At 49.3% G+C, this 12231-nt stretch carries 22 protein-coding genes and 1 tRNA gene; 2 read left to right on the forward strand and 21 right to left on the reverse strand.

From position 1 onward, the window contains the following. From OGY72_RS22575 to OGY72_RS22675, 21 genes are all read right to left on the reverse strand, one after another. The coding region (locus OGY72_RS22575) for a DUF2514 family protein (protein WP_286549608.1) at positions 1–280 on the reverse strand (280 nt) is incomplete at its 3' end. Continuing rightward, positions 280–846 (reverse strand): lysozyme, encoded by a 567-nt coding sequence (locus tag OGY72_RS22580; RefSeq protein WP_286549610.1) that lies wholly within the window; start codon positions 844–846, stop codon positions 280–282. The genes OGY72_RS22580 and OGY72_RS22575, both read right to left, overlap by 1 nt. Beyond that, positions 846–1061, reverse strand: coding sequence for a class II holin family protein (locus tag OGY72_RS22585; RefSeq protein WP_016160648.1), 216 nt, complete (start codon positions 1059–1061; stop codon positions 846–848). Before OGY72_RS22585 ends, OGY72_RS22580 begins: the two co-directional genes overlap by 1 nt. Positions 1062–1241: 180 nt before the next feature. After that, positions 1242–1316 (reverse strand) — tRNA-Asn (locus OGY72_RS22590). A 212-nt stretch (positions 1317–1528) separates the two neighbouring features. Next, positions 1529–2293: an antitermination protein gene (locus OGY72_RS22595; RefSeq protein WP_286549612.1), complete on the reverse strand. Its 765-nt coding sequence runs from the start codon at positions 2291–2293 to the stop codon at positions 1529–1531. Further along, entirely contained in the window at positions 2290–2430 is a 141-nt protein-coding gene (locus OGY72_RS24845) for a YlcG family protein (RefSeq protein WP_353655457.1), read from the reverse strand. Before OGY72_RS24845 ends, OGY72_RS22595 begins: the two co-directional genes overlap by 4 nt. Next, positions 2427–2789, reverse strand: a complete 363-nt coding sequence (rusA, locus tag OGY72_RS22605) for a crossover junction endodeoxyribonuclease RusA (RefSeq protein WP_286549614.1) — start codon at positions 2787–2789, stop codon at positions 2427–2429. The genes OGY72_RS24845 and rusA overlap by 4 nt, the downstream gene beginning before the upstream one ends. Beyond that, entirely contained in the window at positions 2786–3076 is a 291-nt protein-coding gene (locus tag OGY72_RS22610) for a DUF1364 domain-containing protein (protein WP_286549617.1), read from the reverse strand. The genes rusA and OGY72_RS22610 overlap by 4 nt, the downstream gene beginning before the upstream one ends. Next, positions 3076–3531 (reverse strand): YbcN family protein, encoded by a 456-nt coding sequence (locus OGY72_RS22615; RefSeq protein WP_286549619.1) that lies wholly within the window; start codon positions 3529–3531, stop codon positions 3076–3078. Before OGY72_RS22615 ends, OGY72_RS22610 begins: the two co-directional genes overlap by 1 nt. 205 nt (positions 3532–3736) lie before the next feature. Further along, positions 3737–4012 carry an ASCH domain-containing protein gene (locus OGY72_RS22620; protein WP_286549621.1) on the reverse strand — a complete coding sequence of 92 codons (276 nt, stop codon included), beginning with the start codon at positions 4010–4012 and terminating at the stop codon, positions 3737–3739. Beyond that, positions 4012–4824, reverse strand: a complete 813-nt coding sequence (locus tag OGY72_RS22625) for a hypothetical protein (RefSeq protein WP_286549623.1) — start codon at positions 4822–4824, stop codon at positions 4012–4014. Before OGY72_RS22625 ends, OGY72_RS22620 begins: the two co-directional genes overlap by 1 nt. Before the next feature lie 3 nt (positions 4825–4827). Further along, positions 4828–5013 carry a hypothetical protein gene (locus OGY72_RS22630; protein ID WP_286549626.1) on the reverse strand — a complete coding sequence of 62 codons (186 nt, stop codon included), beginning with the start codon at positions 5011–5013 and terminating at the stop codon, positions 4828–4830. A 1-nt stretch (position 5014) separates the two neighbouring features. After that, a complete protein-coding gene (locus OGY72_RS22635; protein WP_286549629.1) occupies positions 5015–5605 on the reverse strand; it encodes an ead/Ea22-like family protein in 591 nt (196 codons plus the stop codon). Next, positions 5602–5814 (reverse strand): hypothetical protein, encoded by a 213-nt coding sequence (locus OGY72_RS22640; protein ID WP_286549632.1) that lies wholly within the window; start codon positions 5812–5814, stop codon positions 5602–5604. The genes OGY72_RS22635 and OGY72_RS22640 overlap by 4 nt, the downstream gene beginning before the upstream one ends. After that, positions 5811–6395, reverse strand: a complete 585-nt coding sequence (locus tag OGY72_RS22645) for an eae-like domain protein (protein ID WP_286549634.1) — start codon at positions 6393–6395, stop codon at positions 5811–5813. The genes OGY72_RS22640 and OGY72_RS22645 overlap by 4 nt, the downstream gene beginning before the upstream one ends. A 122-nt stretch (positions 6396–6517) precedes the next feature. Continuing rightward, positions 6518–6817: a hypothetical protein gene (locus OGY72_RS22650; protein WP_286549636.1), complete on the reverse strand. Its 300-nt coding sequence runs from the start codon at positions 6815–6817 to the stop codon at positions 6518–6520. Positions 6818–6822: 5 nt separating this feature from the next. Next, entirely contained in the window at positions 6823–8697 is a 1875-nt protein-coding gene (locus OGY72_RS22655) for a toprim domain-containing protein (RefSeq protein WP_286549638.1), read from the reverse strand. A 111-nt stretch (positions 8698–8808) separates the two neighbouring features. Then, positions 8809–9672, reverse strand: coding sequence for a replication protein (locus tag OGY72_RS22660; RefSeq protein WP_286549639.1), 864 nt, complete (start codon positions 9670–9672; stop codon positions 8809–8811). Beyond that, entirely contained in the window at positions 9665–9811 is a 147-nt protein-coding gene (locus OGY72_RS22665; protein ID WP_123969710.1) for a DUF2740 family protein, read from the reverse strand. The genes OGY72_RS22660 and OGY72_RS22665 overlap by 8 nt, the downstream gene beginning before the upstream one ends. An 88-nt stretch (positions 9812–9899) precedes the next feature. Continuing rightward, positions 9900–10124 (reverse strand): CII family transcriptional regulator, encoded by a 225-nt coding sequence (locus OGY72_RS22670; protein ID WP_286549670.1) that lies wholly within the window; start codon positions 10122–10124, stop codon positions 9900–9902. 123 nt (positions 10125–10247) lie between these two features. Beyond that, the gene (locus OGY72_RS22675) at positions 10248–10463 is read right to left on the reverse strand and encodes a helix-turn-helix transcriptional regulator (protein WP_065944923.1); all 216 of its coding nucleotides are present in this window, start codon (positions 10461–10463) and stop codon (positions 10248–10250) included. Positions 10464–10539: 76 nt separating this feature from the next. Between OGY72_RS22675 and OGY72_RS22680 the strand changes: the two genes are divergently transcribed. Together OGY72_RS22680 and OGY72_RS22685 are read left to right on the forward strand one after the other, a co-directional pair. Then, the gene (locus tag OGY72_RS22680) at positions 10540–11235 is read left to right on the forward strand and encodes a LexA family protein (protein ID WP_142417464.1); all 696 of its coding nucleotides are present in this window, start codon (positions 10540–10542) and stop codon (positions 11233–11235) included. A gap of 120 nt (positions 11236–11355) precedes the next feature. Next, the gene (locus OGY72_RS22685) at positions 11356–12117 is read left to right on the forward strand and encodes a KilA-N domain-containing protein (protein WP_045325426.1); all 762 of its coding nucleotides are present in this window, start codon (positions 11356–11358) and stop codon (positions 12115–12117) included. Positions 12118–12231 lie beyond the last annotated feature (114 nt).

The following is a 12231-nucleotide window of genomic DNA, read 5'->3' on the forward strand; positions in this document are numbered from 1 at the left end:
CTTCGGCGCGCAGCTGGCTAACAGTGGCAGACAAACCAGCAGCAGTAGCGGCCGATTTAGCGGCTTGTGCTTGTGCATCTTTTACAGCCTCATCACGGGCAATTATGCGCCCTTGTTCAATCCAGCGGGCAGCGGTCTGTGCGTTAGCTGTTTGCGATGATTCCGTGCTGTCACGTTCCGCCCACTTCTTTTCCCAACCGCGGCTGCTCCATGCACTGCCGGCGATGAATGCGACGGCCACCAGCAGCAACCCAACAATAATCTGGCGTTTCGGGCTCATCAGAATACCCCCGGAACTGATACCGGAATGCCTGGGTTAAGCGGCCCGAGCCCATCACCAAGAACCTGAGGTTTTTCTGCCCACAGGCAAACTTCACGCTCAATCTCACGCCGGGTGATTAAACCCTTCCACTGTTTGTCACCAGCATAGATCCAGCGCCGCAGTTGTTCGCAAGCTCCTTTTGTGTCGCCCAGGTTGATTTTGCGTAGCAGCGTGGAGTTTTTGAAGTTGCCAGCACCGACGTTGTACGCGAATGAGTAAAGTGCACCCCGCATTGTTGCCGGGATCGGAACCTTGATGTAGGGGTCAATCTGACGTGCGATGGTATTCAGGTCTTTTGTGAGCAGAATGGCACACTCTGTCTCGGTGTACGTCTTCCCGATTTTGACGTCGCTGCCAGTGTGCCCGTAGCATACCGTCCACACTCCAACAACATCCCGATAAGGCTGATAGCGCACGCCTTCAAGACCATCGTTACCGGTTGGTCCAGTGATCAAAGCCGAAGCTATCGCGATGGCTCCACCGCCCATGGCGGCAAGTACGCTATTTCGCAATGCAGGGGACATTATTCACCTCGCGCGGCCTTACGCCGATCCTCTTTGATTTTGAAATACAGATTCGTCAGGTATGTCAGCAAACCAAAAACAAGGCTGCCTAATACACCAATGGCAGCCCACTGGGATGGGGATACTTTATCGAGTAGTTGCAGCATCCAGAATCCCGCATTGCCCGCCGATGTGCCGTAGGCAATTCCTGTAGTGAGTTTGTCCATTCGATACATACTCTCACCTCCGATTTAGTCGGGGTGCTGTGTGTTGTAGGGTCAGGCCCTCGGGCTGGATTTAACAACGAGGCATGTCGATGATGATTCCCGGGGCCTGAAATAGAAAAAGCCAGCACGATGACTGGCAATATGAGGGTGGTGCGTTGAGCTTTCGCTCTTATGGTCCTGGTAGGGATTTGGCGGGACAGGAAGGATTCGAACCTTCGACCAATCGGTTAACAGCCGATCGCACAACCTCTGTGCTTCTGACCCTGAATGCAAAAAGCCCCGCATTTCTGCGAGGCTCTTAATTTTTGGCAATTACTTATTTATATCCCATGCGCTCTGCATACCTGCACGGCTCCGGCGTCAACTTTCATCGCCAACGAAGTCAGTAACCCATCGTTAGAATCGAGATTAAACAAAAATCGCCACTTTGTAAAGTGTAATTTTCTAGATAAATCCTATTTCATAGAAAATATTCACTACCGCGTGACTTTGTTCAACATCTGGTTTGCGTACTCTTCCTGCTTGATACACTCAGCCACCAGACTTTCAAAGAAATCCTTGTAAGACCTGCGCCACGTGGTTTCAGGTATATCCATCACCGTCGCGCAGATGTATTTACGGACGCTATCCGGTAGCAGTCTGGCATAACCACGCCCGTTGCAGCGCGAACAGGTTTTATATGCAGGAACGCCACGCTGTAGAATAGTTTTCTCTTTGTCTAATACCATTCCTTTTCCATTGCATTGGCATGCGTTGGTCAGCACTCCCTTCCCTTTGCATTTGTAGCAAAGCACCTTAACCGTCTCTCTTTTTTCGCTAAGGTGTGGTTGTCCGATGTGCTTCATCGTCATCACTTCAGCTTCGACAAACTTATTTCCATGGCAGCAGTCGCACGTTCTGGTGCTGGCGGCGCTCCGGGAGTAATCAGAAAAGGCGAAAGTTGCGAGAACTTGCATTACCTTTGGTTTAACATCTCTCTCAAGCTTGCGTAAGGCGGCAACCTTATCGCAGTGCTCAAGCGCATATTTGGTCAGCAGGCCAATAGCGCGTTCGCGATCGTAATCGCTGATGCCCATCTTTCCGAGGAATGCGCTGAAGCCGAGAGATGCTCGACTCTGCGTCATACCAATGGCAGCCATGATGTCAGTTCCGGTCAATGAGTCTGATGCAGTTGCGCGCGGGGCGTCGCTGATCATCGTTGACTTAGCAAAGTGGTATTTCACTGTGTTTTCGAGGTTCATGCTGATGCTCCCACTGTCTTATGACTGCGAATGAAGTTGCGAAGAAGTCTGTAGTCAACCAGGAAAGAATCCGGGGTTCTGAGCATGCGAAGGAATCGCCAGCGCAAACGGGTCAACTCAATTAGCTCGGTGTTCATGCGGCCTCCAGTTCAGTAATCGTTAACTCAAGACGACCGCCCTTCACTACCGGCATCTTCACGACGCGATAGTCGACTACCTGTACGTCATCCATCCAGAACCCTGCTTTGGTCAGCGCATCGAATGCAGCCTTTTGCAGGTTGTCGAGGTCACGGCGGCGGCGATCAGGCATATGGCACTCGATGCGAACTTTAAGCGGTGAGGTGATCCCGATATCCAGCATCTCTTCCTTGATGATTTCAGCCACAAGGTCACGGTATTTCTTTCCTTCCATGCTGATGTGCGTACGCCCGCGGTTGTGCCGGTAATAGCGATTGTTGCTTGGAGGCCATGCGAGGCTGATTCGATATGTATTCACGCTTTCACCTTCCCTTCTTTCAGCCAGATAACCTGTGTACGCGCCATGCCTTCCAGTGCGCACTCCTTTGCATATTCCGCATCAACCAGACGAGTGCGTCGATCAATCTCATCGTGACAGCTGCTGCATGCGATGGTGGCGATGAGGTCAGGCGGTTTAATACCTGTTCCGCACAACCCAGCAAGACGGATATGCGCGAGGATCGTTGTTTCGGCGTTACCGTTGCATACACCTGGAATTCTTACCTGGCACTCACGCCCACGTGCCGCTTTACGTAAATCAGCCATTAGGACTCCTGCTTATCGCGCAATTGTTGGAATTCGCAGTTGCTTGGGATAGTCAGCGCCAGACCAAACTGAGCGCACCACGCCTCGACTTTGCACAGGAAGATGTGCATCTCCCCGGTATCGAGTTGAGACGTGTGGCGAGGTTCCCAGGTGGTTTCTTTGGCACCGGTGATGAAATCGGTGTAGGTGACTTCCTCGCAGCCGAGGTATGTCTTTTTGAGGTTGCGCTTGACCCATTCAGGGGTAGCGTCAGTGCGTCCGGATTTAATCAGGTACTCGCTGATTTCACCCAGCCACATATGAAGAAGTGAGTTCTGCGACAGGCTACGCTTCTCTCTCCATGGCTTTAACTGGAGTCGATAGCATTGACCATCATTGAGATATGGTTGCAGGTGCTGACCGATGGCGGCGAAGTTGCCGGCATGAAGCTTGATACCCTGCTCGGGGATATTCATACGCCACCTCCGAGAGGTAACGCAGAATGCAGAAAACCCTCAGCATTGGATAACGCTGACGGCATATGGTAGGTCGTACTCTTTGTGTTTCGCATCTAATTTCCCAATCAGATGCAGAGGTCACAACCAGTTGCTCAGACTGGCTGCGACATAATTATAACACTAATTTTGAGAGTGGGTAATGTTGCTTGACGTTGCGCCAGAATTAAATATTCACCTTGATAGCGAACACTTTAACCGGGTCGTCACCAAAATGTTTATGGGTGATTACCTGCTCCTGGTATCCGAGATATGGAACATTAATTCTGCGGTCAGTGTCATCTTTTCGCGGATAACCTTTTGTGATTATCAATCTGTCATAATCGCGATTAACAAGGCGCTTTCGCCAGTAGTCATTCAGCAACCGGTACTCGAATTTCTTCTCGCCTGACTTCATCTGGTCGAAGTATTCACCGTTAACTGCCAGCTGAAGATTAGCCATCACTTATCCCCTTCTGACAGTTTTTGCATAGCTCCGGCGTAACGCCGCATCCCATGTTCAAGCGCTGACTTAACTTCCTGCTGCGGTGCTGCTGCGAGCATGGCATCGTAGATATCAAGTGCTATGCCACCGCAGCAGTTCGCCTGCATTGCTATAGCCTCTCCAATAGCGTCAGTCATCTCCTTCGGAACCATCACGTAGCCTGGAGGTGCAATATAGTGAACCTCGACCGAGCGATCAGGTTCAGATGCTAGGTCAAAGCCAATCACCGGAGAGTTGCCAGCCTGTTTGAAGTTTGGCTTCGCATCCTGAACCAACAGAATGTAGCCATTCTTTGCCGTGTCCAGTTCAGATATTTCAGTTACAGTGCCGAAATAACGATGGCCAGCATCTGTATCACAGGTGCTGACGTCTACTGATACCTCCATGCCTTCGATGTGTTTAAGCAGCTCGCCAGTATCAATTGCTGGTTTAGCAGTAGGCGTGTTCATATAGTTATTCCATGAGCCAACTTCGTCAGTCGCTTGGCGATGAGCGTAAAGCGGAATTACCGCATCTCCCATTGGCTGAGACAGGCACTTAAGGTGAAGCTCACCCATCTTGGCATAAGCCAGAGTTTCCTCAGCGGCATAAAGCACAGGCTCAGCATCAAACGCTGCAATAGCTCCATCAATAACCTTCACAGCATCAGCCATTGCGTAGCCGAGATTACCGCCGTCGCTTTGTGCTGCTGCTTTACTGAGTATTTCGCTTATCTGGTGCAGGCGATCGAGTGATACAGGACCGTGCGCCGGGTGGTTGTTAGTTGTCATGGGTTAGTCCCTCTCCACATCGAGAATGTCATCGTAATCATATTCAGTTTCAGAACCGTCAGTGCCGAACAGAGTTACGACACCATCCTCTTCCCAGAACGTCTTCACTGTGTAACGTTTGCCGTGAAAGGTGACAACTACATCGCCAGGCTCAACGTCTTCTGCTCGAATTTTCAGTTTATCGACCATCTCACTCCCCCTTCACGCCAATGCCAGCGGCGGTAAGCGCTTTGTTGTAGTTGTTCTGGCAGTCGATATAACCTTTCGCGTAATCCTCAGAACCGCCATAGTGGACAATCTGGAAGTCATCGAATTGCTTTACTGTCAACTCTCGCACCTCCAGTTCTGCTATGCGCTTCTCTGCGACATCCAAATCCTCTCCTAACTTCTGCGCCATCTGAAACCAATTGGCGCGCTGTTCTTCTTTGGCTTCCAGATCATCCAGCAGCGCGAGCACGTTCTTAGGCTCTTTCACGAACAGTAAATATTCGTGCGAGAGGTCTCCGCATTTCATATCGCTAATCCAGCCGTTATCAAACTGCCAGTACGCGTCTGCCGCAGATTCAATTTGCTCCCGCAGTTTGGCGCGCTGAGTTGTTTCTTTGTTGCGAATTTTAAGACCGACATACGGGCTGCTGTAGACTACTCCAGTGGCAATATCGACACAGACGCGTGCGCATTTGTACTCAATTACGTCGTGGCAGATGTATTTAACTGGTTCGCCATTTTCGGTCTCAAGCGGCTGACTGAAATCGATAGCCTGTTTGTTGAGTGCTTTCATTGGGCTGCCTCCCAGCAGATTTGAACCGCATAACTGCTTTTCACTCGCTTCACTGCACCGATAGCCTCAAGCTTTTTCAGGCGGCGCAGCACATACGCTGTATTGATGCCCTTGTAGTTATCGCGTAACCAGTGAGTGACCACATAGGTCATGCAATTTCCATGGTCGCGAAGCACCTGGATGATTTCTTCATAGGTTGGCTTGCTCATAGCGCGGCTCCTTTGCGAAGTTGGGCGGCGAGTTCAACCACATCTTCAGGTGATAATTCTGGCGCTGGGTTTCTTAATCCCTCAGCAAAACTCAATGCATCCAACTCGATTGATTTATCCACTTCGCTGTAATTCACTCGATGAGCAATGCACATCGCAAACATTTCCACACCTTGCGCCCGCACTTCAGCCAGGCATTTGCCAAACTCAGAAACATACTGCTCTACGGTCATTCCCCAACATAACGGGCATTCATCTACCGTTTCGCCTTCACATTCTTCATCAGGGACTTCTTTGGTAAAGAACTCACGCTCAATGGCGTGGAGAGTGTCAGCGAAGCGGCGTAGGTTGCTCAAGCCTTCCGTGATAGAGAATTCTGGAGCTTCACACCCTGCACCCATTTGCGCATAAACATGCGATTTAAACTCCGCCAACTCCCTGCACTTGCTCTCGGCGTTAGCGAGCTGTACTGCCATGTCTGTGAGTTGCAGTTCAAGATTGTGAATAGTCGCGTCTGCTGCACGGAACTCGCGTTGGGATTCTTCGAGTTGACGCTCTAATTCTTCGTATGTCGGTTTCATAATCCTACCCTCATAAAAAAGGCCCGCTAAGCAGGCCTGTTAATCGATGTTATTGCGTATTGCATAAAAAAGGCCGACTATCACGGCCACGCTTGCAGATAGCTCTGCTATGTAAGGTTCAGTCATGCTCGCTTCACTCCGAATGTCTTAACCAGTGCCGACTCCATGCGACCTACACAGGCGCGGATACGGGCTATCTCTGTCTCTGGAAACATGCTGGATGCCATCTGCTCCAGTGCGCCTTTAAGTGGCTTGCTCTCAACCTTTTCGATACGAGCCATAGCAAAGGCCTTAAGCGACTGCTTGATGCTGCGACCGTCTACGCGAGCACATGCTCGGCATAGTTCTGCGTGGAGGATGGTTTCAGGGAATTCGCTATATTCCTGTTCAATGATTTCTCTGGTGTTACGTGCTTCTTTCATGTTAGTCACCTTACGTTGTTGCTTGCCCATACCTCGTCATATTCCGACTGCGGCATATTGGCGATGTAGCTAAATGGAGATGCTGTTTCGGTTGGTAAAAACTGGTGTGATGCAGGGTCGAGATACAGCGGGATCCCACCTTCCCATCCCTCGCCATTACGCTGCTTTTCAAGCATCAAAACTGAAGCAGGTGCAGCTAGCGCTTTGCGTTCCTTGTCGTCCAGTTCCTCACCCTGCTGGTCTTTCTGAATGGCCTTCTCACGAACCTTGTTGCGCCAGATGATGAACAGGTTATCGGTGAGGTCGGTGATCGACCCTGACCCCTTAACGTCCATCTTCCCTGTAGGCTTCTCCTCGCTATCACCTTTGCGACTGTGAGTAACGAGTAGGACGTGGGTATTTGTTTTGTTTTTGAAGTCACACAGAGCGTCTACGAAGGCTTTCTGTCCGTTGTAGTCATCATCCCCTATTCCGCACTTCATCAGGCTGTCGATAATGAACAACTCAATGCCGTATCGCTTCCATGCGTAGGTGAAGATTTCGATCAGCCGATCAGACTTTGCGGTTCCCGTCAGGCCGAATAGCCATAGCCGGTCGTCGTAAAATTTGAAGGCAGATTCAATTTCAAGTTGCGGGGGAAGTTTCAGGCAAGTTGATTGCCTGGTAAGGCGTTTAAGTAAAATGCCGGGCTTAATCTCCAGCGAGGCGATGCAGGTCTTAACCCCCTGACGCATGGCTTCCAGAGCCATATGACCAACTACTTCAGTCTTTCCATGCCCGTTAACGCCGTTAACCAGTGACAACTCGGCCTGGCGGAAGGCGAAATTGTGATTCAGGCATTCCCACGGGCTGTAAAACAGGCTTTGCTCTTTTCCGTAGAAGGCGTTGATGGTGTCCTGATAAAACTCTCTGGCACTGTAAAGTTCCTCCGGGTCGAAAAATGATGCCCGTTCAAGATATCCAACGATGTCGTCTGAAGAGATTCCAGCCATCAGACATTCGTTGATATCTTTGTGAGGTAGTTTTACCAACCGGCAGCGGTGCTCACCGAGACGAGTTGCAATCTCTCTGGCGGCAGCCTGGCCTACTTCGTCGCTGTCCATGCTGATCCAGATTTCGTCGAACCGGTCGAGGTTGTGATACTCGAACTCTATCCACTGCTGTTTTGCCCCCTTCCCCCCGCCGAACGGAACAGAAAGCGCAGGGAAGCCGTACTGGTAGTAACTCATGCAGTCGATTTCACCTTCACATAGGATGACGATCCGCATGTTCTTCGGGATGGCCTGCCAGCCATACAGACACGGCTCACAATCACCCTCTGCCATGATGACTTTCTTCCCGTCTGGTCTCTCAGTGCTGATGCGCTTAACCTGCAACAGCTCTCCGTCACGTTTGTAGGGGAATGCCAGTGCTTCCAGTTCACGCTCTCCATTCCAGACTTTAGCCGAGGCAACCTCGTACAGCTTCGCCGTCTCTGCAGATATCCCACGAGTGGCAAGATATTTGATGTGCTTTTCGGTTTTGGTGAGGTAACGGGAAATCTTCTTGCGATCTGGCCGGGAGAATTTCTTTTGCTGCTTTGCTGCGAAGTGGTGGTCGTCGTCCTTGATGCCAAGAAACTCTTTGGCTTCGGTCATCGCCTGGTGTAACCCGCAATCCCTGACGGCTACCCACAAGTCCAGCAGATCGCCAGTGGTTCCCTCAGCAAAGTCAGACCAGACTTTTTTCCCTGCCAGATTAACCTTGAGACTCTTTCCTGACTCTCCGTTGATGCTTCCAGCAACCCATTCGTGGCTTTCTCGTTTGCCGTTTGGCAAAAGATATTTCGCCACCCTTTCGACCTGATTCCAAAGCAGGTCACTCAGTTCAGATGGACTCATGATGCCCTCAAATCAAACTTGTTGAACCAGTACCGGACAAACCCATCGCTCAGTAAGCCGTGGTTGTAACCGGCAATCAGCAATGCCTTGAACCGTGATTTCATCGCCACCTCAGAAGTAAACGTATCCGCTCTTACTGACGGTAACGGCTGGCTTCTGGCCTGATGATTCAGGATCAGCTGATGGCTTCTCGTCCTCCCACCGCTTGCCGTTCAGGTAGGTGGTCGGGTGAAGCTTGTCGAAGCCGAACTGTTTGCCGATTCGGGAAGCGATATCACCTGCAAGGAACATTGCGAACTGCTCAGGGGTGCCCCCGTTAGCGCGACGCCACTCCTGGTACTGAGTCCTGAATGCTGACTTGGATTTTTTCTTTTCCAGTTTACGCATTCCTGCAAGCCAGAAAATCGACTCGAATGCTTCGTCAGTGGACTGGTGTTTGTTTGTAGGCTGAAGTGATTTTTCGTCCTCCGCTCGAACTTGTTCGGGCAGAGTGTTTTTACTTTCTTTCTTTTCTTTTGTAATAGTTTCTTTTGTGTGTCCCTGTTTTGGTGACAGGGCTGTCACCGTTTTGGTGACATTTTTTGTCACCAATGTAGTGACATTATCACCAGAGTAGTGACACCCTTCGATTTCCCATTCTGTGATGTTCTTGTTTGGCCCGATTTGACTGCCTTCACGAATGATTACCTTCATTGCAATAAGCTCATTCTTGGCCTTGTTGACCTTCTGTCTTGGCAGCCTGGTAAGTTGAGCTAACTGGCTGTCAGATATGCGATCCAGTTTCTTACCAAAGCCGTATGTTTTACGGCAAATGGCATGAGCCACCTTGCTCTGATTCTTCGTTAAATCTGCGCCGATAAGCTCGTCATACAGGGCATTTGCAAGACGGGTGTATCCATCTTCAAGATCTGCCACGCGACGCTCCACGACCGCCAGAGACGGTCTTATTGGTGTTACTGTTGCAGGGCTACTCATGACCGTTCTCCTTCCGCTTTAGTTCTTCGATGATGGCTCTCAGCTTTGTACCGACAGCCGGGTTACAGGATTTGATGAACCGGTCACGAGCAATATTTTTATGTACTGACGCCTGGTAAAAACGAGTTTTCTTAGGCATAATTACTCCTGTGAATTGATCCAGTTAATTCCACCTGAAGGCCGCTTCTGTTCCCGCAGAGCGGCTTTCGTCATTTTTGAAGAATCCATCACGCCTCCAGACATTCGCCCTTCTCTCTCAACCGCCGTTTAAACACGATGGCAAGCAGAATTGACGCGTTCGGCAGCAGATTTTCACGCCAGCGGCTTACCGTTGATTTGTTAACTCCAGCTTCCTGAGCAATGTCGGTTATCCCGATATCTGCCATCTCCCTCTGTAGCCACGACTCTATGCGACGGGCTTCTACATTGTTGCGTGCTGTTAAGGTTTCCATTTGTTAAATTCCTAGAGTGTTAAATAGTTAAATAGGCCAATGCGCAGACACGCATAGCCTTTAAGACTTGTTGTTTTGAATCGCCCTTTTTCAGGGCTTAGATGTGATAAGAGCGGGTGTTGCTTAAGCTGCGTTGTTTTCTGGCGGAAAAACATCGTCGAGATTAACTGTCGCGCCTAACTTGTTTAGGCATTCAACCAGTGCTCGGCAAGTTTTAAGGTCTGGATGTCGCCTACCGGCTTCCCAATGACCTATTGCTCCTTGCGTACACCCGACAATATCAGCCAATGCCGTTTGGGATATCTTTAAAGATTCCCGATACATTTTTAGGTTGCTCATACATCCTCCATAGTAACCATACAGAAACAATACAATATGTACTTTGATAAAGCAAGACAAAAAATACAGAACGTGCATGGATGATGTTAGTACAAAGCGTAATAATGGTGGTATGAATATGAAATGGAACGAACTGGCGAGAGTCAGAATGAAAGAGCTTGGCATAACGCAAGAAATGCTGGCTGAAGAACTTGGAATGACGCAGGGTGGCGTGGGTCACTGGTTGCGTGGATCTCGACACCCATCACTAGATGAAATCGGGGTTATTTTCCAATATCTTGGGATTTCTAACGTTTCATTTAACCATGACGGTACATTCTCAATAACCGGTGAAGTATCTAATGCTCCCGTCAAAAAACAATATGATTATCCAGTATTTTCTCATGTGCAGGCAGGAATGTTCTCTCCTGAATTTAGAACGTTCACAGAACGTGATGCGGAAAGATGGATAAGCACAACTAAAAAAGCCAGCGATAATGCCTTCTGGCTGGAAGTTGATGGTCATTCTATGACGGCTCCAGCTGGTTCAAAGCCTAGCTTCCCTGAAGGAATGCTAATTCTTGTAGATCCAGATGAACCGGTTGACCCTGGTGATTTCTGTATCGCCAGATTAGGTGGCGATGAATTCACGTTTAAGAAACTGATCAAGGACAGCGGGCAGATATTTCTCCAGCCATTGAATCCTCAATTCCCCATGATGCCGTGTAATGAACACTGTAGGGTTGTTGGAAAAGTCGTCGCTTCTCAATGGCCAGAAGAGACGTTTGGGTGATAAGAGAATATCTGATAGTAGGCGTGGTTACTTTGCTCTCGGTTGTTGCGATCGTGCTTATGGTGGCCTGATGAGACGTTTGGGTGATGATTTTTATTTTTCACAGCAATAGGATGATTTATGACACAGTTTCAACTTGCGTTAATCGCCAGGGAAGTTGATGGAGAAGTCATCCATCTTCGCACCAAAGACGGATACATCAATGCCACCGCAATGTGCAAGTCTGCAGGGAAACTGCTTGCTGACTATACACGACTAAAAACAACACAAGATTTTTTTGATGAATTATCACGCGATATGGGGATTCCCATATCGGAGTTAATTCAATCATTTAAAGGCGGAAGAGCAGAGAATCAAGGGACCTGGGTTCATCCAGACATCGCAATTAATTTAGCGCAGTGGCTATCTCCAAAATTTGCAGTGCAAGTTTCAAGATGGGTACGTGAGTGGATGTCAGGCGAAAGAGCTCCTGCCGAACTTCCTATTCATCTTAAGCGGTATATGACAAACCGAGGCAGGGTTCCTCATACGCACTTTTCTATGCTTAATGAACTGACGTTTAACTTGGTTGCGCCACTTGAGCAGGCCGGATATACGCTGCCAGAAAAAATGGTCCCTGATATTTCAGAAGGTAGGGTTTTCTCGCAATGGCTCCGTGACAACCGGGGAATTGAGCCGAAGACATTCCCAACATATAACCATGAGTATCCAGATGGCCGGACTTTCCCGGTACGTCTATACCCAAACGAATATCTTGCAGATTTCAAACAACACTTCAATGAAGTGTGGCTGCCTCAGTACGCTCCTAAATATTTTGCTGAACGAGACCAAAGGGCTTTGACGCTGATTGAGAAAATCATGCTGCCTGATCTTGATTCCTAAATGCCACAACCCGGCCACCGCGCCGGGTTTTTTATTGCCCACCCATAAAGCCATCCTCCATTCTGCCGATAACTATCCAGCCTGAAGCTGATAACAATAACTATCGCAACACTA

Origin of the sequence: Citrobacter sp. Cpo221, assembly GCF_030332345.1 — a bacterium.
Taxonomy (GTDB): domain Bacteria; phylum Pseudomonadota; class Gammaproteobacteria; order Enterobacterales; family Enterobacteriaceae; genus Citrobacter; species Citrobacter portucalensis.

What these genes read in the sequence shown, in the direction of transcription:
- OGY72_RS22580 (WP_286549610.1), bottom strand. Translation starts at nt 846, where the DNA reads ATGTCCCCTGCATTGCGAAATAGCGTACTTGCCGCCATGGGCGGTGGA.
- OGY72_RS22585 (WP_016160648.1), bottom strand. Translation starts at nt 1,061, where the DNA reads ATGTATCGAATGGACAAACTCACTACAGGAATTGCCTACGGCACATCG.
- OGY72_RS22595 (WP_286549612.1), bottom strand. Translation starts at nt 2,293, where the DNA reads ATGAACCTCGAAAACACAGTGAAATACCACTTTGCTAAGTCAACGATG.
- OGY72_RS24845 (WP_353655457.1), bottom strand. Translation starts at nt 2,430, where the DNA reads ATGAACACCGAGCTAATTGAGTTGACCCGTTTGCGCTGGCGATTCCTT.
- OGY72_RS22610 (WP_286549617.1), bottom strand. Translation starts at nt 3,076, where the DNA reads ATGGCTGATTTACGTAAAGCGGCACGTGGGCGTGAGTGCCAGGTAAGA.
- OGY72_RS22615 (WP_286549619.1), bottom strand. Translation starts at nt 3,531, where the DNA reads ATGAATATCCCCGAGCAGGGTATCAAGCTTCATGCCGGCAACTTCGCC.
- OGY72_RS22620 (WP_286549621.1), bottom strand. Translation starts at nt 4,012, where the DNA reads ATGGCTAATCTTCAGCTGGCAGTTAACGGTGAATACTTCGACCAGATG.
- OGY72_RS22625 (WP_286549623.1), bottom strand. Translation starts at nt 4,824, where the DNA reads ATGACAACTAACAACCACCCGGCGCACGGTCCTGTATCACTCGATCGC.
- OGY72_RS22630 (WP_286549626.1), bottom strand. Translation starts at nt 5,013, where the DNA reads ATGGTCGATAAACTGAAAATTCGAGCAGAAGACGTTGAGCCTGGCGAT.
- OGY72_RS22635 (WP_286549629.1), bottom strand. Translation starts at nt 5,605, where the DNA reads ATGAAAGCACTCAACAAACAGGCTATCGATTTCAGTCAGCCGCTTGAG.
- OGY72_RS22640 (WP_286549632.1), bottom strand. Translation starts at nt 5,814, where the DNA reads ATGAGCAAGCCAACCTATGAAGAAATCATCCAGGTGCTTCGCGACCAT.
- OGY72_RS22645 (WP_286549634.1), bottom strand. Translation starts at nt 6,395, where the DNA reads ATGAAACCGACATACGAAGAATTAGAGCGTCAACTCGAAGAATCCCAA.
- OGY72_RS22650 (WP_286549636.1), bottom strand. Translation starts at nt 6,817, where the DNA reads ATGAAAGAAGCACGTAACACCAGAGAAATCATTGAACAGGAATATAGC.
- OGY72_RS22655 (WP_286549638.1), bottom strand. Translation starts at nt 8,697, where the DNA reads ATGAGTCCATCTGAACTGAGTGACCTGCTTTGGAATCAGGTCGAAAGG.
- OGY72_RS22660 (WP_286549639.1), bottom strand. Translation starts at nt 9,672, where the DNA reads ATGAGTAGCCCTGCAACAGTAACACCAATAAGACCGTCTCTGGCGGTC.
- OGY72_RS22665 (WP_123969710.1), bottom strand. Translation starts at nt 9,811, where the DNA reads ATGCCTAAGAAAACTCGTTTTTACCAGGCGTCAGTACATAAAAATATT.
- OGY72_RS22670 (WP_286549670.1), bottom strand. Translation starts at nt 10,124, where the DNA reads ATGGAAACCTTAACAGCACGCAACAATGTAGAAGCCCGTCGCATAGAG.
- OGY72_RS22675 (WP_065944923.1), bottom strand. Translation starts at nt 10,463, where the DNA reads ATGAGCAACCTAAAAATGTATCGGGAATCTTTAAAGATATCCCAAACG.
- OGY72_RS22680 (WP_142417464.1), top strand. Translation starts at nt 10,540, where the DNA reads ATGGATGATGTTAGTACAAAGCGTAATAATGGTGGTATGAATATGAAA.
- OGY72_RS22685 (WP_045325426.1), top strand. Translation starts at nt 11,356, where the DNA reads ATGACACAGTTTCAACTTGCGTTAATCGCCAGGGAAGTTGATGGAGAA.